Consider the following 18,539-nt stretch of genomic DNA (forward strand, 5'->3'; position numbering starts at 1 on the left):
AGTGTCCTAGCCTGCAGTACACACTTTGCCTTGCCTTTCCTGGGGATCCGTCATGCTTCGATCACTGCGCCTTGCTGCCCTGCTGGGTGGCCTCTTGATGAGTGCGGCCGCGTCTGCGGTGGATGTCGATGCGGCCACCTATGGCTACCCGCTGACCAATCCCTTCGAGGCGACGATCGCCTCCACACCGCCCGACCTGCGCCCCGAACTGCCGACCGACGATGACATCGATCAGTCCGACTACAGCCTCAACCTGCGCCCCGAACGCGAGTTCACTCTTCCGGACAACTTCTGGGCGGTCAAGAAGCTGCGCTATCGCCTGGCCCGACAGGACCACGAGGCGCCGCTGATCTTCCTGATCGCCGGTACCGGCGCGCCCTACACCAGCAGCCTCAACGAGTACCTCAAGCGCCTCTACTACAAGGCCGGCTACCACGTGGTGCAGCTGTCATCGCCCACCAGCTTCGACTTCATCAGCGCCGCCTCGCGCTTCGCCACCCCGGGCGTGAGCGCCGAAGACGCCGAAGACCTGTACCGGGTGATGCAGGGCGTGCGCGCCCAGCACCCGCGCCTGCCTGTCAGCGAGTACTACCTCACCGGCTACAGCCTCGGTGCCCTCGACGCAGCCTTCGTCAGCCACCTGGATGAAACCCGGCGCAGCTTCAACTTCAAGCGCGTGCTGCTGCTCAACCCGCCGGTCAACCTCTACACCTCGATCAGCAACCTCGACAAGCTGGTGCAGACCGAGGTCAAGGGCGTGAACAACAGCACCACCTTCTATGAACTGGTGCTGACCAAGCTCACCCGCTACTTCCAGCAAAAAGGCTACATCGACCTCAACGACGCGCTGCTCTACGACTTCCAGCAGTCGCGCCAGCACCTGAGCAACGAGCAGATGGCGATGCTGATCGGCACCTCGTTCCGCTTCTCGTCCGCCGATATCGCCTTTACCTCCGACCTGATCAACCGCCGCGGCCTGATCACCCCGCCCAAGTACCCGATCACCGAAGGCAGCAGCCTCACGCCGTTCTTCAAGCGTGCGCTGCAATGCGACTTCGACTGCTACCTGACCGAGCAGGTCATCCCCATGTGGCGCGCGCGCACCGATGGCGGCAGCCTGCTGCAGCTGATCGACCAGGTGAGCCTGTATGCCCTCAAGGACTACCTGCAAAACAGCCCGAAAATCGCCGTGATGCACAACGCCGACGATGTGATCCTGGGCCCCGGCGACATCGGCTTTCTGCGCAGCACCTTTGGCGACCGCCTGACCCTGTACCCGCATGGCGGGCACTGCGGCAATATCAATTACCGCGTCAACAGCGACGCGATGCTGGAGTTTTTCCGTGGTTAAAAAACTTCTGATCGTGACGGCGTTGCTCGCCGCAGGCCTGGTACAGGCCGATGAGATCCCGGCGCGAGCCAGCGTGATCGAAGCCGACGGCTTCACCGATCCGCTCAAGGAACTCAAGTTCAACCCCGGCCTGGACCAGCGCGAGTTCGAGCGTTCGACCCTGACCGCGCTGAACGTCTACGACCCGTTCGAGTCGGTGAACCGCCGGCTGTACCACTTCAACTACCGCTTCGACCAGTGGGTGTTCCTGCCGGTGGTCAATGGCTACCGCTACATCACCCCAAGCTTCGTGCGCACCGGGGTCAGCAACTTCTTCAGCAACCTGGGCGATGTGCCCAACCTGCTCAACAGCCTGCTGCAGTTCAAGGGCAAGCGCTCGATGGAGATCACCGCGCGCCTGCTCTTCAACACCACCCTGGGCGTCGCCGGCCTGTGGGACCCGGCGACCAAGATGGGGCTGCCGCACCAGAGCGAAGACTTCGGCCAGACACTGGGCTTCTATGGCGTGCCGGACGGCCCGTACCTGATGCTGCCGATCCTGGGCCCGTCGAACCTGCGCGACACCGGCGGGCTGGTGGTGGACTACAGCGCCGAGAACTGGATCAACTTCCTCAACATGGCCGAGGTCAGCAGCGACAACCCGGAGGTCTGGGTACTGCGCGCCATCGACAAGCGCTATACCACCAGCTTTCGCTACGGCCAGCTGAACTCGCCGTTCGAGTATGAAAAGGTGCGCTACGTGTACACCGAGGCACGCCGCCTGCAGATCGCCGAGTAGCGCTCAGGGCCGGGGCAGCGGCAGGCCGAGAAAGCGGCACAGCTCGCCCTGCTTGGTCAGCGCGTCGCGCCGGCCCAGTTCGATCAGCTCGCTGCAATAGCCGGCTTCGAACAACAGGTAGCTGAGCACCCCGGCGCCGCTGGTCTTGGTCGCCCCCGGGCCGCGCAGGAACATGCGCAGCGCGGCGGGCAGTTCACGCCGATGGCGGGCGGCGATCTCGTCCAGCGGCTGGCTGGGCGCAACCACCAGCACCTCCACCGGGGCCAGGCCCAGGCGCCGGGGCTGCACGTCGCTGGGCAGCAGGTGGCTCAGGTGGTTGAGCCGCTGCAACAGCTCCAGGTCGTCTTCCAGGCTGTCGATGAACGTGCTGTTGAGCAGGTGCCCGCCGATCTGCGCCAGGCTCGGCTGCTTGCCGCTGAACACCCGCTCGCGTGGATCACCCGGCGTCGGCCCCTGGGGGTTGCCGCTGACCCCCACCACCAGCACGCGGTTGGCGCCCAGGTGCAGCGCCGGGCTGATCGGCGCCGACTGGCGCACCGCACCGTCACCATAGAATTCGTGGCCCAGCCTGATCGGCGCAAACAGCAACGGGATGGCCGAACTGGCCAGCAGGTGCTCGACGCTCAGGCGGGTCGGCATGCCGATGCGTCGATGGCGCAGCCACGGGTCGATGGCGCCCTTGCCCTGGTAGAAGGTCACCGCCTGGCCCGACTCGTAGCCGAACGCGGTCACCGCCACCGCGCGCAGGTGCTGCTGGTCGATGGCATGGCCGATGCCGTCCAGGTCCAGGTGCTGGTTGAGCAGTTTGCGCAGCGGCGAGCTGTCGAGCAGCGCCACCGGTACCTGGGCCCCCAGGCCCAGCAGGCTGTGGCCGACGAAGCGGCTGGCCTGGCGGATCACCCCGGGCCAGTCGCTGCGCAGCACCTGGTGGCTGCGAAAGCCCTGCCAGAAGCCGGTGAGGCGGCGGATGGCGTCGGCAAAATGCATCGCACCGCTGGCCAGGGTCACCGCATTGATGGCCCCGGCCGAGGTGCCGACGATCACCGGGAACGGGTTGCCGGCGCCGGCGGGCAGCAGGTCGGCGATGCCGGCGAGCACGCCGACCTGGTAGGCGGCACGGGCGCCACCGCCCGAGAGGATCAGGCCGGTGACCGGTTGGGGTGCTGGCATGGGGTACTCCCTCAGATCCCTATCGACTGCATCGCGGGCCAAGCCCGCTCCCACAGGTTTGTGGCTACCCTTGTGGGAGCGGGCTTGACCCGCGATAGCCACCCCACGATTGTCCTAATACAGCTTGGGCGCCCCCGGCGGGCGCGATTTGAAGCGTCGGTGTGCCCACAGGTACTGCTCGGGGCATTCGCGCAGCACCGACTCGATCCACTGGTTGATGCGCAGGCAGTCGGCCTCTTCGCTCTCCCCCGGAAAATCCTGCAGCGGCGCATGGATCACCAGCCGGTAGCCACTGCCGTCCGCCAGGCGCTGCTGGGTGAACGGGATCACCCGCGCCCGCCCCAGGCGGGCGAACTTAGTGGTGGCGGTCACGGTAGCCGCCTCGATCCCGAACAGCGGCACGAACACACTCTGCTTGGCGCCGTAGTCCTGGTCGGGCGCATACCAGATGGCGCGCCCCGAGCGCAGCAACTTGAGCATGCCGCGCACGTCCTCACGCTCCACGGCCAGCGAGTCGAGGTTGTGCCGCTCGCGCCCGCGGCGCTGCACGAAGTCGAACAACGGGTTCTTGTGCTCGCGGTACATGCCGTCGATGGTGTGTTCCTGGCCCAGCAGCGCCGCACCGATCTCCAGCGTGGTGAAGTGCAGGGCCATCAGGATGGCCCCCTGCCCGTCACGCTGCGCCGCCTGCAGGTGCTCCAGCCCCTCGATGTGCGCCAGGCGCGCCAACCGGGCCTTTGGCCACCACCAGCTCATGGCCATTTCGAAGAAGGCGATGCCGGTGGAGGCGAAGTTTTCCTTGAGCAGACGGGTTCGTTCGACAGACGGTAATTCGGGGAAACACAGTTCCAGGTTGCGCGCAGCAATGCGTCGACGGTCACCGGCAACACGGTACATCAGCGCGCCCAGCAGGCGGCCCAGCACCAGCAAAGCCCGGTAGGGCAGCTGCACGATCAGCCACAGCAGGGCCAGGCCCAGCCACAGCGGCCAGAAGCGTGGATGAAGAAAATAAAGGCGAAAACGCGGGCGATCCATTAAACATTCCGCAAAGACGATGGCCGGGCATTCTACAACGGTTCGCTGCGGGTTGCGGCTAACCGGCGTTCTCGTTATAAGTCTGAGCACTTTTTCGTAACAAGCTGCCTTATGCCAACCATGAGCCAAACCCAGACGCCAGACCAAGCCCCCGTGTTCCAGCTCAAGGGCAGCATGCTCGCCATCACGGTGCTCGAGCTTGCGCAGAACGACCTCGAAGGCCTCGATCGGCAACTGGCGGCCAAAGTCGCCCAGGCCCCCAACTTCTTCAGCAACACCCCGCTGGTGCTGGCGCTGGACAAGCTGCCGGCCGGCGAAGGCGCGGTCGACCTGCCCGGGCTGATGCGCGTATGCCGCCACCATGGCCTGCGTACCCTGGCCATTCGCGCCAGCCGTATCGAGGACATCGCCGCCGCCATTGCCATCGACCTGCCGGTGCTGCCGCCGTCCGGTGCCCGCGAACGTGCGCTGGAGCCTGCGGTGGAGGTGCCACCGGCGCCCAAGCCCGAGCCGGCCCCGGCCCCGCCGCCGGAGCCTGCGGTAAAACCGACAAAAATCATCACCTCGCCGGTGCGTGGCGGCCAACAGATCTATGCTCAGGGCGGCGACCTGGTGGTACTGGCTTCGGTCAGCCCCGGTGCGGAACTTCTGGCCGATGGCAACATCCATGTTTACGGCGCGATGCGCGGTCGCGCCCTCGCCGGTATCAAGGGCAACACCAGGGCACGTATTTTCTGTCAGCAGCTGACCGCCGAAATGGTCTCGATCGCCGGGCAGTACAAGGTGGCCGAAGACCTGCGTCGCGACCCGTTGTGGGGGGCCAACGTGCAGGTCAGCCTGTCCGGTGACGTGTTGAACATCACCCGTCTTTAACGGATACTTGCCGCCATTTTCAGCGCAACTTTTCCATATGTTGCCGGTTTGGATATTTCTGGGACCTCAACGTCCTTTTTCTTTAGGGGTGATACACCTTGGCCAAGATTCTAGTGGTTACATCCGGCAAGGGTGGTGTGGGTAAGACCACCACCAGCGCCGCTATCGGTACCGGCCTCGCACTGCGCGGCCACAAGACGGTCATCGTCGACTTCGACGTCGGCCTGCGTAACCTCGATCTGATCATGGGCTGCGAACGCCGCGTGGTGTACGACTTCGTCAACGTGGTCAACGGCGAAGCCAACCTGCAGCAGGCCCTGATCAAGGACAAGCGCCTCGAGAACCTGTACGTGCTGGCCGCCAGCCAGACCCGTGACAAGGATGCGCTCACGCTCGAAGGCGTGGAGCGGGTCCTGATGGAGCTCAAGGAGCAATTCGAATACGTGGTCTGCGACTCGCCGGCCGGTATCGAGAAAGGCGCCCACCTGGCCATGTACTTCGCCGACGAAGCCATCGTGGTGACCAACCCGGAAGTCTCCTCGGTACGTGACTCGGACCGCATGCTGGGCCTGCTGGCCAGCAAGTCGCGCCGTTCCGAACGCAACGAAGACCCGATCAAGGAACACCTGCTGATCACCCGCTACCATCCAGAGCGCGTGAGCAAGGGCGAAATGCTCGGTGTCGAGGACGTCAAGGAAATCCTCGCCGTCGCGCTGCTGGGCGTGATCCCCGAATCCCAGGCGGTGCTCAAGGCATCCAACCAGGGTGTGCCGGTGATCCTCGACGACCAGAGCGATGCCGGCCAGGCCTACAGCGACACCGTCGACCGCCTGCTGGGCAAAACCGTGGAACACCGGTTCCTCGATGTACAGAAGAAGGGATTCTTCGAGCGCCTGTTTGGAGGCAACTGACCAATGAACCTTTTTGACTTCTTTCGTGCCAACAAAAAAGTAAGCACCGCGTCGGTCGCGAAAGAGCGTCTACAGATCATCGTGGCGCACGAGCGCGGCCAGCGCAGTACTCCGGACTACCTGCCAGCCTTGCAGAAGGAACTGGTCGAGGTGATCCGCAAGTACGTCAACATCGGCTCGGATGATGTGCACGTCGCTCTGGAGAACCAGGGCAGCTGCTCCATCCTGGAACTCAATATCACCCTGCCCGATCGTTGATCGGCGCACAGGGGTAACCTGCCACGGCGGCGGCCGGGCCCGGGCTCATACAGCCCGGGCCCGGCCGCCGCCGTTGGCGTTTGCAGAGAACACGCAATGCCGCTGTCCAACGTTCACATCCTTCACCAGGATGCCGCCATCCTGGTGGTCAACAAGCCGACCCTGCTGCTGTCCGTGCCGGGGCGCGCCGACGACAACAAGGATTGCCTGATCACCCGCCTGCAGGAAAACGGCTACCCCGACGCCCTGATCGTGCACCGTCTGGATTGGGAAACCTCGGGGATCATCCTGCTGGCGCGCGACGCCGACAGCCACCGCGAGCTGTCGCGCCAGTTCCATGACCGTGAAACCGAGAAGGCCTACACCGCACTGTGCTGGGGCCAGCCTGCGCTGGACAGCGGCAGCATCGACCTGCCGTTGCGCTACGACCCGCCCACCAAGCCACGGCACGTGGTGGACCACGAGCAGGGCAAGCATGCGCTGACCTTCTGGCGCATCGTCGAGCGCTGTGGCGATCATTGCCGGGTGGAGCTCACGCCGATTACCGGGCGTTCGCACCAGTTGCGCGTGCACATGCTGTCGATCGGGCATCCGCTGCTGGGGGATCGACTGTACGCCTACCCCGAGGCCCTGGCGGCGCATGAGCGGTTGTGCCTGCATGCCAGCATGCTGAGCTTCACCCACCCGGTGAGCGGCGAGCGACTGCGCTTCGAATGCCCGGCGCCGTTCTGATACACCGCGGCGCGGCTATCGCGGGTCAACCCGCTCCCACAACGATCACCCTGAACGCTGTGGGAGCGGGCTTGCCCCGCGATAGGGCCCACGCAAATCCGTGATCAATACGTTAAACTCGCGCCACTGCTGTCTGGAGTGACCTATGCGCGATGCACTGAACCAAGGCCTGATCGACTTTCTCAAGGCCTCCCCCACGCCGTTCCACGCCACCGCCAGCCTGTCGCAGCGCCTCGAGGCCGCCGGCTACCAGCGCCTGGACGAACGTGACAGCTGGGCCACCACGCCCGGCGGACGCTACTACCTGACCCGCAACGACTCCTCGATCATCGCCATCAAGCTCGGCCGCCATTCGCCGCTGCTCGACGGCATTCGCCTGGTCGGCGCCCACACCGACAGCCCCTGCCTGCGCGTCAAGCCACAGCCCGAACTGCAGCGCCAGGGCTTCTGGCAGCTGGGCGTGGAAGTCTACGGTGGCGCCCTGCTGGCCCCCTGGTTCGACCGCGACCTGTCGCTGGCCGGGCGCGTGACCTTCCGCCGCGACGGCAAGGTCGAAAGCCAGCTGATCGACTTCAAGCAGCCCATCGCGGTGATCCCCAACCTGGCGATCCACCTCAACCGCAGCGCCAACGAAGGCTGGGCGATCAACCCGCAGACCGAGCTGCCACCGATCCTGGCCCAGGTGGCCGGTGACGAGCGCGTCGACTTTCGCGCCCTGCTCACCGAGCAACTGGCCCGCGAACATGGTCTGAACGCCGACGTGGTGCTGGACTACGAGCTGAGCTTCTACGACACCCAGGACGCCGCCGTGGTCGGCCTGCATGGCGACTTCATCGCCGGCGCGCGGCTGGACAACCTGCTGTCGTGCTACGCCGGCCTGCAGGCCCTGCTGGCCGCCGACAGCGACGAGACCTGCGTACTGGTGTGCAACGACCACGAAGAGGTCGGCTCCAGCTCCGCCTGCGGCGCCGACGGCCCGATGCTGGAACAGACCCTGCGCCGCCTGCTGCCCGACGGTGACGATTTCGTCCGGGCCATCCAGCGCTCGCTGCTGGTGTCGGCCGACAATGCCCACGGCGTGCACCCCAACTACGCCGACCGGCACGACGGCAACCACGGGCCCAAGCTCAACGCCGGCCCGGTGATCAAGGTCAACAACAACCAGCGCTACGCCACCAACAGCGAAACCGCCGGTTTCTTCCGCCACCTGTGCATGGCCGAGGAAGTGCCTGTGCAGAGCTTCGTGGTGCGCAGCGACATGGGCTGCGGCTCGACCATCGGCCCGATCACCGCCAGCCACCTGGGTGTGCGCACGGTGGACATCGGCCTGCCGACGTTTGCCATGCACTCGATCCGCGAGCTGTGCGGCAGCCAGGACCTGGCGCACCTGGTCAAGGTGCTGACCGCGTTCTACCTGAGCCGCGATCTGCCCTGACCTGACAGGCCTGCGCCCACAGCACTGCGGTGATCGCCAAACAGGCGCCGTACCTGTGGGCGCTGGCTTGCCAACGAAGAGGCCACGACTGACCCCCATCAACCCGCGCGCAAACATTTGGCGCTATGCTTGCCCATCACTACACCTCCTACAGCATAAGGACCTTGCGCATGTCCGAGTTTCAAACGATGTTCCTCCCGGTGATCGCCGGGTTGATCCTGCTCACCGTCGGCTTCAGCATGCGCGAGCGCAACAGCGGGGTGCTGATGATGTGGATCGGCATGCTGGGCATCCTGGGCATCATGGTGTGGAAGATCCTCGAGAAACTCACCTGACAAATGCTCTACACTCGGGCGATTGAGTGTTCGAGGTTGATCGTCCGGTGCCTGCCTTCCTGCGTTTCCTGTCCCTGCTGCTGATTCTGTTCCTGCCCCTGGGCCACGCACACGCGGCCGGCCTACCGGGCCTGCTTGGCGGTTCGAGCAAACCCCAGCCCGAGGCGACTGAACCCCTCGCGCAATCGCTCGACGATGTCATCAAGAACCTCGAGAACGACCAGCAACGCAGCAGGCTGCTGGCCGACCTGAAGAAGCTGCGCGACGCCACCAGGCAAGCCCAGCCCAGTGCCGAGCAAGGTGTGCTGGGCCTGATCGGCACCACCTTCAACGAACTGGAAAAGCAGTTCAGCGGCGAGGCCAGCCCGTTCAACCGCTGGAGCCGCGAACTGGAACTGGCCCAGATCGAGCTCAGTGCGCGGGTGGTGCCGGTGCATGAATGGCCGACGATCCTGTTCGGTTTCGCCGCCATCATCGCGCTCTGGAGCCTGCTGGCCTACGCGCTGAACTGGGTCAGCCACCAGGTACGCCTGCGCTTCGGCCTCACCGAAGAGCTGCCGCAACACCCGCGCACCTGGGACCTGGTGCGCTTCGCCCTGCGCAAGCTCGGGCCTTGGCTGGTGGCGCTGATCATCACCGTGTACCTGAGCTTTGCCCTGCCCTCTTCGCTGGGCAAGTCGATGGCCATGGTACTGGCCTACGCCCTGGTGGTCGGCACCTGCTTCTCGGCCATCTGCGTGATCGCCTTCTCGCTGCTCGATGGCCCGCACCGCCACCGCGCCCTGTACATCCTGCGCCACCGCGCGTTCCGTCCGCTGTGGCTGATCGGCAGCTTTGCCGCCTTCGGCGAGGCGATGAACGACCCACGCATGGCCGCCGCCCTGGGCGACCACCTGGCGCACACCCTGGCGACCCTGGCCAACATTCTGGCGGCGCTGTCCACCGGGCTGTTCATCCTGCGCTTTCGCCGCCCCATCGCGCACCTCATTCGCAACCAGCCGCTGTCTCGGCGCCTGACGCGCCGCGCCCTGAGCGACACCATCGAGATCCTCGGCACCTTCTGGTACCTGCCGGCCCTGGTGCTGGTGGGCATTTCGCTGTTCGCCACGTTCGTGTCCGCCGGCGACACCAGCACGGCCCTGCGCCAGTCGCTGATGTGCACGGTGCTGGTGGTGATGTGCATGGTGGTCAATGGCCTGGTGCGCCGCCATGCGCTCAAGCCGCAGCGGGCCAACCGGCGCCAGGCGGTCTACGCCGAACGCCTCAAGAGCTTTGGCTACACCCTGGTGCACCTGCTCATCTGGCTGGTGTTCATTGAGCTGGGCCTGCGTGTATGGGGCTTCTCGCTGATCGGTTTCACCGAGGGCGAAGGCCACGAGGTGGCGGTGCGCGTGTTCGGCCTGGCCGGCACGCTGATCGCCGCCTGGCTGGTGTGGATCCTCAGCGACACCGCCGTGCACCACGCACTCACCCGCTCGCGCAAGGGCCTGGCCAATGCCCGTGCGCAAACCATGATGCCGCTGATCCGCAACGTGCTGTTCGTGGCCATCTTCATCATCGCGGTGATCGTGGCCCTGGCCAACATGGGCATGAACGTCACGCCGCTGCTGGCCGGTGCCGGTGTGATCGGCCTGGCCATCGGCTTTGGTGCGCAATCGCTGGTGGCCGACCTGATCACCGGCCTGTTCATCATCATCGAGGACTCCCTGGCCATCGATGATTATGTGGATGTCGGCGGCCACCTGGGAACCGTCGAAGGCCTGACCATCCGTACCGTGCGCCTGCGCGACATCGACGGCATCGTGCACACCATCCCGTTCAGCGAGATCAAGAGCATCAAGAACTACTCGCGCGAATTCGGCTACGCGATCTTCCGCATCGCCATCCCCTACAACATGAGCATCGACAAGGCCATCGGCCTGGTTCGCGACGTGGGCCAGAAGATGCGCAGCGATCCGCTGCAACGGCGCAATATCTGGTCGCCGCTGGAGTTCCAGGGGGTGGAGAGCTTCGAGTCCGGCTCGGCGGTGCTGCGCGCGCGCTTCAAGACCGCGCCGATCAAGCAATGGGAGGTGTCGCGGGCATTCAACCTGGCGCTCAAGCGCCAGCTCGACGAAGCCGGGCTGGACCTGGCTACCCCGCGTCTTTCGGTGCAGGTGGTGACCGCCGGCGGTGGCCCCGCCCAGGACACCGCCCCCGTCGACAGCAACGCCTAGCCCGCCTCGGCCACGATGCGAATCGCATCGTGGCGCCAGTACTCCAGGTCGCAGTCGATCAGCCGCCCGTGCTGGTCGCTGTTGACCCGGGTGATATGCAGGCCGGCACTGCCGGCCGACACCTTCAGCGCCATCGCCGCCGCCACCGGCAACGCGGTGGGCAGCGTCTCGAAACGCACCCGGCCATAGGCGATGCCGTAGTGCAGCGCGTACAGCTCGGTCAGCGACTGGCTCAGGTCGAAATCCAGAATCCCGGCAAAGTACTCGGGGTTGAGGTAATGCTCGGCATAGAGCACCGCGCGCCCATCGATACGCCGCAGGCGGCAGATCTGGATCACGCTGGACAGCGCCGGCAATTGCAGGCGCGCACAGATCGCCGCCGGCGCCGGCTGCAGGCGGGCCGACAACAGTTCGGTAGCCGGCTGTCGACCCTGGTCGCGCACCATGGCATGGAAGTGGCTGCGCTCGATCAGGTCATAGCTCAGGCGCTGGGGCGCCACGAACCAGCCACGGCGTTCCTCGCGGTAGATCAGCCCGCAGGCCTCCAGTTGCACCAGCGCCTCGCGCAGGGTGATGCGCGTGGTATCGAACACCTCGCTGAGCTTGCGTTCGGCCGGCAACTTGCAGCCGGGCGCCAGCAGGCCATGCTCGATCTGCTCTTGCAGGGCATTGCATATGGCTGTTACTGCACGCGTGGGCAGTCGATGCATCAAGGGTTACCTATCTGGACTAGTCCAGCCTGGTGCGTGTGCCAGAACGGCGCAGCGACGATGGCCGGGCGGAGTAACCAAAGCCTAGGCAATCCACATGAACGGCACATGACAGCGCGCCGGACGGTCACGCACAGGCCCGGTCGAGTGCGGTCAAGGCGTTGCGGATCAAGCACTTGAAACTGGTCTACGCTCTATTTTCAGGGCCGCTGCACACACCTGGCGCGGCGCCTTCGACATCAAACTGTCATGCAACCGGCCTACCTTGGCTCGGGTATTGCTGACCTAGACCAACCGAATCGAAACCCTCTCAGCGTTTTGCACGGCACCCATCAAGGAGCTTCGGATGAAACAGCTTTTTCTGGCCTCACTGTTAGGCACCAGTATTGCCCTGTGCACCTCGGCCATGGCCGCGGACACCGACCTCAAGGCCCTCGAGGACGCCGCCCGCAAGGAAGGCGTCGTCAACAGCGTCGGCATGCCCGATGCCTGGGCCAACTGGAAGGGCACCTGGGCGGACCTGGCGAGCAAGTACGGCCTCAAGCACATGGACACCGACATGAGCTCGGCCCAGGAAGTGGCCAAGTTCGATGCCGAGAAAGACAACGCCAGCGCCGATATCGGCGACGTCGGCGCCGCCTTCGGCCCCATTGCGCTGGCCAAGGGCGTGACCCAGCCGTACAAGCCCAGCACCTGGGAGCAGATACCGACCTGGGCCAAGGACCAGGACGGACACTGGGCACTGGCCTATACCGGCACCATCGCCTTCATCATCAACAAGCAGCTGGTCAAGGAAGAAGACATTCCCAAGACCTGGCACGACCTGGAAAAGGGCAAGTACAAGGTCGCCATCGGTGACGTCGGCACCGCTGCCCAGGCGGCCAACGGCGTACTGGCTGCAGCCATTGCCTACAAGGGCGACGAGTCCAACATCGAGCCGGGCCTGCAACTGTTCACCAAGCTGGCCCAGCAAAAGCGCCTGTCGCTGGCCAACCCGACCATCCAGACCCTTGAGAAGGGCGAGATCGAGGTCGGCGTGGTGTGGGACTTCAACGGCCTGAGCTACCGCGAGCAGATCGACCCGAAACGCTTCGAGGTGCTGATCCCGTCCGACGGCTCGGTGATGTCCGGCTACACCACCATCATCAACAAGTACGCCAAGCATCCGAACGCCGCCAAGCTGACCCGTGAATACATCTTCAGCGATGCCGGGCAGACCAACCTGGCCATCGGCCATGCGCGGCCGATTCGTGCCGAGCACCTGAAGCTGCCGGCGGACGTGCAGGCCAAGCTGCTGCCCAACGAGCAGTACGCGCCGGCGCAGCCGATCAAGGATGCAGCGGCATGGGAAGCCACCTCCAAGGCCCTGCCGCAGAAGTGGCAGGAGCAGGTCATCATCGAGATGGAGTGAAACCATCGCGGGTCAGGCCTGCTCCCACAAGGAGCGGGCTTGACCCGCGATGTGGTCATCGCTGTCACCGGAGCCACCCATGAACCACAACGTCATCCTCATCATCCTCGACGGCCTCAACCACCAGGTGGCCCACCACGCCATGGGCCACCTGCATGCCTATGTAGAAGCAGACCGCGCCGCCCTGTACCGCCTGGAATGCGAACTGCCGGCACTGTCGCGACCACTCTACGAATGCATCCTCACCGGTGTGCCGCCGATCGACAGCGGCATCGTGCACAACAACGTCACGCGCCTGTCCACCCAACGCAGCATTTTCCACTACGCCCGCGACGCCGGGCTGTGCACCGCCGCCGCGGCCTACCACTGGGTCAGCGAGCTGTACAACCGCTCCCCTTTCGAACCGCTGCGTGACCGCCACACCCATGCGCCGAAACTGCCGATCCAGCATGGCCTGTTCTACTACGCCGACCACTATCCCGACTCGCACCTGTTCGCCGACGCCGAGTACCTGCGGCGCAAGCACGCACCGAACTTCCTGCTGGTGCATCCGATGAACATCGACGATGCCGGGCACAAGCATGGCCTGGACAGCAGCCAGTACCGCAACAGCGCACGCAGCGCCGATATCCTGCTGGCCGACTACCTCAGCACCTGGCTGCAGGACGGCTACCAGGTGCTGATCACCGCCGACCACGGCATGAACAACGACCGCTCGCACAACGGCGTGTTGCCCGAGGAGCGCGAAGTGCCGCTGTTCGTGTTCGGCGATGCGTTCAGCCTCGACCCGGCCGCCAAGCCCCTGCAGACCGAACTGTGCGGCACCGTATGCGAACTGCTCGGCATCCCCCACGACAAGCCGGTATGCCGGGAGCTGCTCTCGTGAACTCGATCACCCGTGGCAAATGGCTGGCGCTGTTGTGCCTGCTGCCCTTCGCGGTATTTTTCATCATCTTCCAGATCGCCCCGCTGACCTGGGTGGCCGTGCACAGCCTGCAGGCCGAAAGCGGCTGGGGCCTGGACAATTTCAGCAAGGTGCTGGGCTCGAAGTTCTACCGCCAGGCCATCCAGCACAGCCTGGAGATCAGCTTCTGGTCGAGTCTGTTCGGCATCCTGATCGCCATCCTGGGCAGCTATTCGCTGCGCAAGGTGGACTCGCGCCTGCGCGACTTCGTCAACGCCTTCGCCAACATGACCAGCAACTTCTCCGGCGTGCCGCTGGCCTTCGCCTTCATCATCCTGCTCGGCTTCAACGGCGCGCTGACCCTGCTGCTCAAGCAGGCCGGGATCATCGAGGACTTCAACCTCTACTCCAAGACCGGGCTGATCATCCTCTATACCTACTTCCAGATCCCGCTGGGCGTACTGCTGCTGTACCCGGCGTTCGACGCCCTGCGCGAAGACTGGCGCGAATCGGCCGCCCTGCTGGGCGCCAGCGCCTGGGATTACTGGCGCCTGATCGGCCTGCCGGTGCTGACCCCGGCGCTGCTGGGCACCTTCGTGATCCTGCTGGCCAACGCACTGGGCGCCTACGCCACGGTGTACGCGCTGACCACCGGCAACTTCAACGTGCTGCCGATCCGCATCGCCGCGCTGGTGTCCGGCGACATCTCGCTGAACCCGAACCTGGCCAGCGCGCTGGCGATGATCCTGGTGGGGCTGATGACCCTGGTCACGCTGGTGCACCAGTGGCTGTTGAAGAGGAGCTACCATGTCTCGCGCTGAATCGGGCCCGGCCGGGCTCTACCACCGCGTGGTGGTGTACGTGCTGTTCGTGATCCTGCTGCTGCCGCTGGCCGGCACCCTGCTCTACTCGTTGTCCACCAGCTGGTCGGCGAGCCTGCTGCCCAGCGGGCTGACCTTCAAGTGGTACCTGGCGCTATGGAGCGAGCCGCGTTTTCTGGCCGCCTTCGGCCAGTCGCTGCTGGTGTGCGTGGGCGCGCTGGTACTGTCGGTGCTGCTGATCCTGCCGCTGCTGTTCGTGGTGCACTACCACTTCCCCAGGCTCGACGCACTGATGAACATCCTCATCCTGCTGCCCTTCGCGGTGCCGCCGGTGGTGTCGTCGGTGGGGCTGCTGCAGCTGTATGGCTCGGGGCCGATGGCGATGGTCGGCACGCCGTGGATTTTGATCGGCTGCTATTTCACCGTGGCCCTGCCCTTCATGTACCGCGCCATCACCAACAACCTGCAGGCGATCAACCTGCGCGACCTGATGGATGCCGCCCAGTTGCTGGGGGCCAACACCTGGCAGGCCGCGTTTCTGGTGGTGCTGCCCAACCTGCGCAAGGGCCTGATGGTGGCGCTGCTGCTGTCGTTCTCGTTCCTGTTCGGCGAGTTCGTGTTTGCCAACCTGCTGGTGGGCACCCGCTACGAGACGCTGCAGGTGTACCTGAACAACATGCGCAACAGCAGCGGGCACTTCAACAGCGCGCTGGTGATTTCCTACTTCCTCTTCGTGCTGGTGCTGACCTGGGCAGCCAACCGCCTGAACAAGGACAAGACCTGAAATGAGCTTCGTCAGCATCCAGAACCTGCAAAAAAGCTACGGCGCCAGCGCGGTGTTCAACGACATCAACTGCGAGATCGGCCGCGGTGAGTTCGTCACCCTGCTCGGCCCCTCCGGCTGCGGCAAGTCCACCCTGCTGCGCTGCATCGCCGGCCTGACCGCTGTAGACAGCGGCAGGATCCTGCTCGACGGGCAGGACCTGGTACCGCAGAGCCCGCAAAAGCGCGGCATCGGCATGGTGTTCCAGAGCTACGCGCTGTTCCCCAACATGAGCGTGGAACAGAACGTCGCCTTCGGCCTGCGCATGCAGAAGATCAAGGGCCAAGACAGCCGCCCACGGGTACTCGAGGCGCTGCGCATGGTCGAGTTGCAGGACTTTGCCAGCCGCTACCCGCACCAGCTCTCCGGCGGCCAGTGCCAGCGCGTGGCCCTGGCCCGCTCGCTGGTGACCCGCCCGCGCCTGTTGCTGCTGGACGAGCCGCTGTCGGCGCTGGATGCACGCATCCGCAAGCACCTGCGCGAACAGATCCGCCAGATCCAGCGCGAGCTGGGCCTGACCACCATCTTCGTCACCCATGACCAGGAAGAGGCGCTGACCATGTCCGACCGCATCTTCCTGATGAACCAGGGCCGCATCGTGCAGAGTGGCGATGCCGAATCGCTGTACACCGCACCCGTGGATGCCTTCGCGGCCGGCTTCATCGGCAACTACAACCTGCTCGATGCCCAGAGTGCCAGCCGCCTGCTGCAACGTACGGTGAACAGCCGCCTGGCAATCCGTCCCGAAGCCATCGCGCTGAGCCTGGAAGGCGAACGCGAAGGCCTGGTGCGCAGTCACAGCCTGCTGGGCAACGTGATCCGCTACCGCATCGAAGCGCGTGGTGTGGAGCTGGTGGTGGATGTGCTCAATCGTTCAGCCGCCGATCTGCATGCGGACGGCGAGCGGGTATCCTTGTCCATCGATCCCACCGCCCTCTGCGAAGTTGCCTGAGGGCCGAACAGGAGTTTTGTTGTTATGGCTTTAGCGATTTTCGATCTGGATGAAACCCTGATCCACGGCGACTGCGCCTCGCTGTGGAGCGAGCAGATGGTGCGCCTGGGCTGGGTGGACGGTGAGTCGTTCCTGCGCAGGGACCGTGAGCTGATGGAGGCCTACGGCAAGGGGCACCTGGCGATGGAAGACTACATGGCGTTCAGCCTGGAGCCGCTGATCGGGCGCACACCAGAGGAAGTCGATCATCTGGTCGAGCCGTGGGTGGAAGACTTCATCGAGCCGATCATCTTCAGTGAGGCCACCCGCACCATTGCCGAGCACCGCAAGGCGGGGGATCGAATTCTGGTGATCTCGGCCTCGGGTGTGCATCTGGTGGGACCGATTGCCGCGCGCCTGGGGATCGACGAGTACCTGGGCATCGAGCTGGAAGTGGAAAAAGGGTTCTACACCGGCAAGACCGTGGGCACCCTGACCTACCGCGAAGGCAAGATCACCCGCTTGCTGGAGTGGCTGGACCAGCAGGAAGAGAACCTGGAAGGCGCAAGCTTCTATTCCGATTCGCGCAATGACCTGCCGTTGCTGCTGAAGGTTGACCACCCGTATGTGGTCAACCCGGACCCGGTGCTGCGCGAGCATGCCGAGAAGAATGGCTGGCCGATTCTGGCCTGGGCCTGAAAAAAGTTCGCCGGCAAGGTCGGCTCCTGCAGGAGTCGGCCTTGCCGGCGAACAGGGCCCTATACCAGGCTGTCGTCGATCACCAGCACCAACTTGCCCGATACCTGGTTGCCCGCCAGTTCGGCATACGCCGCCTCGGCGTCCTTCACCGCATAGCTGCCTACCAGTTGCGGCTTCAAGCGGCCTTCGGCGAACAGCGGCCACACCTGTTGGCCCAGGTCACTGAGCAGGTCGGCCTTGAACTGGTCATCGCGATTGCGCAGGGTCGAGCCGGTCACCTGCACCCGCTTGGCCAGTACCTGGGCCAGGTCCAGCTCGGCCTTGCGCCCGCCCATCAGGCCGATGATCACCCAGCGCCCGTCTCGGGCCAGCAGCTTGAGGTTGAGCGCCGCATAGTTGGCCCCCACCGGGTCCAGGATCACATCGAACGGGGCGAAGTCGTTCAGCGCCTCTATATCGTCACCGCGCACCACGCCACCGCTGGCGCCCAGCGCCTGACAATAGGCCAGCCGCTCGGCCGAGCCCACGCTGACCCAGCTGGGGCTGCCGAAGGCCTTGCACAGCTGGATGGCCGCCGACCCCACGCCGCTGGCGCCGGCATGCAGCAACACCTTCTCGCCCGGCTTGAGGCCGCCCAGCTGGAACAGGTTGAGCCAGGCCGTGGCGTATACCTCCGGGATCGCAGCCGCCTGCTGCAGGCTCAGGCCCTCGGGCACCGGCAGCACGTGGCGCGCGTCGACCACCACCTCTTCGGCCATGCCGCCACCGGCCAGCAGTGCGCATACCCGGTCGCCCACCTGCCAGGACACCCCGGCTCCCACTTCGCTGATCACCCCGGCACATTCCAGGCCCAGGAACTCGCTGGCGCCCGGTGGCGGCGGGTACAATCCGGCACGCTGCAACAGGTCGGCGCGATTGAGCCCGGCCGCTGCCACGCGGATGCGTACTTGACCTACATCGCAAGTTGGACTTGTCGTCTCAACCCACTCCACATGTCCGTCAACGCCTTGCAATGCCTTCACAGTGCCTCCATAGTTGAGTCATGACTGAGCCTGGCTGCCTTGGCACCAGGCTTTTTGCATTATGCGTCCGGCTCCATGGAACCGGCGAATTCAAAGACGGCCTAATATGCGTGATCAATTGCCC

Annotated in this window: 19 protein-coding genes; 15 read left to right on the plus strand and 4 right to left on the minus strand. The window is 64.9% G+C overall.

The features are described from left to right. Positions 1-52 precede the first annotated feature (52 nt). On the plus strand, positions 53-1,351 hold the full coding sequence (locus N0B28_RS19390) for a serine/threonine protein kinase (protein WP_043862649.1): 1,299 nt from the start codon (positions 53-55) through the stop codon (positions 1,349-1,351). Further along, on the plus strand, positions 1,344-2,129 hold the full coding sequence (locus tag N0B28_RS19395; RefSeq protein ID WP_054915870.1) for a VacJ family lipoprotein: 786 nt from the start codon (positions 1,344-1,346) through the stop codon (positions 2,127-2,129). The genes N0B28_RS19390 and N0B28_RS19395 overlap by 8 nt, the downstream gene beginning before the upstream one ends. A 3-nt stretch (positions 2,130-2,132) precedes the next feature. Here the strand turns inward: N0B28_RS19395 and N0B28_RS19400 are convergent, their stop codons facing one another. Together N0B28_RS19400 and N0B28_RS19405 are read right to left on the minus strand one after the other, a co-directional pair. Next, on the minus strand, positions 2,133-3,299 hold the full coding sequence (locus N0B28_RS19400) for a patatin-like phospholipase family protein (protein WP_043862647.1): 1,167 nt from the start codon (positions 3,297-3,299) through the stop codon (positions 2,133-2,135). Positions 3,300-3,413: 114 nt separating this feature from the next. Continuing rightward, positions 3,414-4,334: a lipid A biosynthesis lauroyl acyltransferase gene (locus tag N0B28_RS19405; protein ID WP_043862646.1), complete on the minus strand. Its 921-nt coding sequence runs from the start codon at positions 4,332-4,334 to the stop codon at positions 3,414-3,416. 111 nt (positions 4,335-4,445) lie between these two features. On the opposite strand from N0B28_RS19405, the gene minC reads away from it, so the two are divergent. The 7 genes from minC to N0B28_RS19440 all read left to right on the plus strand — a co-directional run bounded on the left by minC (position 4,446) and on the right by N0B28_RS19440 (position 11,094). After that, positions 4,446-5,207: a septum site-determining protein MinC gene (gene minC, locus N0B28_RS19410; RefSeq protein ID WP_043862645.1), complete on the plus strand. Its 762-nt coding sequence runs from the start codon at positions 4,446-4,448 to the stop codon at positions 5,205-5,207. Between the two features lie 98 nt (positions 5,208-5,305). Continuing rightward, complete coding sequence (minD, locus tag N0B28_RS19415) at positions 5,306-6,118, plus strand: septum site-determining protein MinD (RefSeq protein ID WP_043862644.1); 813 nt, start codon at positions 5,306-5,308, stop codon at positions 6,116-6,118. A 3-nt stretch (positions 6,119-6,121) separates the two neighbouring features. Further along, positions 6,122-6,376 carry a cell division topological specificity factor MinE gene (minE, locus tag N0B28_RS19420; RefSeq protein WP_019693048.1) on the plus strand — a complete coding sequence of 85 codons (255 nt, stop codon included), beginning with the start codon at positions 6,122-6,124 and terminating at the stop codon, positions 6,374-6,376. A gap of 96 nt (positions 6,377-6,472) precedes the next feature. Continuing rightward, on the plus strand, positions 6,473-7,108 hold the full coding sequence (locus N0B28_RS19425; protein ID WP_054914663.1) for an RluA family pseudouridine synthase: 636 nt from the start codon (positions 6,473-6,475) through the stop codon (positions 7,106-7,108). Between the two features lie 145 nt (positions 7,109-7,253). Next, the gene (locus N0B28_RS19430) at positions 7,254-8,543 is read left to right on the plus strand and encodes a M18 family aminopeptidase (protein WP_054914664.1); all 1,290 of its coding nucleotides are present in this window, start codon (positions 7,254-7,256) and stop codon (positions 8,541-8,543) included. A gap of 170 nt (positions 8,544-8,713) precedes the next feature. Then, positions 8,714-8,878, plus strand: coding sequence for a hypothetical protein (locus N0B28_RS19435; RefSeq protein WP_167400231.1), 165 nt, complete (start codon positions 8,714-8,716; stop codon positions 8,876-8,878). A gap of 47 nt (positions 8,879-8,925) precedes the next feature. Further along, positions 8,926-11,094 (plus strand): mechanosensitive ion channel family protein, encoded by a 2,169-nt coding sequence (locus N0B28_RS19440; protein ID WP_275732087.1) that lies wholly within the window; start codon positions 8,926-8,928, stop codon positions 11,092-11,094. Here the strand turns inward: N0B28_RS19440 and N0B28_RS19445 are convergent. Continuing rightward, positions 11,091-11,804, minus strand: a complete 714-nt coding sequence (locus N0B28_RS19445; RefSeq protein WP_043859984.1) for a UTRA domain-containing protein — start codon at positions 11,802-11,804, stop codon at positions 11,091-11,093. The genes N0B28_RS19440 and N0B28_RS19445 overlap by 4 nt on opposite strands. Positions 11,805-12,150: 346 nt before the next feature. Between N0B28_RS19445 and N0B28_RS19450 the strand changes: the two genes are divergently transcribed. The 6 genes from N0B28_RS19450 to N0B28_RS19475 all read left to right on the plus strand — a co-directional run bounded on the left by N0B28_RS19450 (position 12,151) and on the right by N0B28_RS19475 (position 17,393). Further along, positions 12,151-13,215 (plus strand): ABC transporter substrate-binding protein, encoded by a 1,065-nt coding sequence (locus N0B28_RS19450; RefSeq protein ID WP_043859983.1) that lies wholly within the window; start codon positions 12,151-12,153, stop codon positions 13,213-13,215. A gap of 79 nt (positions 13,216-13,294) precedes the next feature. Next, positions 13,295-14,101: an alkaline phosphatase family protein gene (locus N0B28_RS19455; RefSeq protein ID WP_275728178.1), complete on the plus strand. Its 807-nt coding sequence runs from the start codon at positions 13,295-13,297 to the stop codon at positions 14,099-14,101. Further along, positions 14,080-14,940: an ABC transporter permease subunit gene (locus N0B28_RS19460; RefSeq protein WP_162484863.1), complete on the plus strand. Its 861-nt coding sequence runs from the start codon at positions 14,080-14,082 to the stop codon at positions 14,938-14,940. Before N0B28_RS19455 ends, N0B28_RS19460 begins: the two co-directional genes overlap by 22 nt. Then, positions 14,927-15,724, plus strand: a complete 798-nt coding sequence (locus N0B28_RS19465; RefSeq protein ID WP_054914667.1) for an ABC transporter permease — start codon at positions 14,927-14,929, stop codon at positions 15,722-15,724. Before N0B28_RS19460 ends, N0B28_RS19465 begins: the two co-directional genes overlap by 14 nt. Position 15,725: 1 nt before the next feature. After that, the gene (locus N0B28_RS19470; RefSeq protein WP_043859980.1) at positions 15,726-16,715 is read left to right on the plus strand and encodes an ABC transporter ATP-binding protein; all 990 of its coding nucleotides are present in this window, start codon (positions 15,726-15,728) and stop codon (positions 16,713-16,715) included. 24 nt (positions 16,716-16,739) lie between these two features. Beyond that, complete coding sequence (locus N0B28_RS19475; RefSeq protein ID WP_043859979.1) at positions 16,740-17,393, plus strand: HAD family hydrolase; 654 nt, start codon at positions 16,740-16,742, stop codon at positions 17,391-17,393. Between the two features lie 59 nt (positions 17,394-17,452). Here the strand turns inward: N0B28_RS19475 and N0B28_RS19480 are convergent, their stop codons facing one another. Beyond that, positions 17,453-18,415: an NAD(P)H-quinone oxidoreductase gene (locus N0B28_RS19480; protein WP_043859978.1), complete on the minus strand. Its 963-nt coding sequence runs from the start codon at positions 18,413-18,415 to the stop codon at positions 17,453-17,455. Positions 18,416-18,539: the final 124 nt, after the last annotated feature.

It is taken from the genome of Pseudomonas sp. SD17-1, from assembly GCF_029201585.1.
GTDB classification, from domain to species: Bacteria; Pseudomonadota; Gammaproteobacteria; order Pseudomonadales; family Pseudomonadaceae; genus Aquipseudomonas; species Aquipseudomonas palmensis.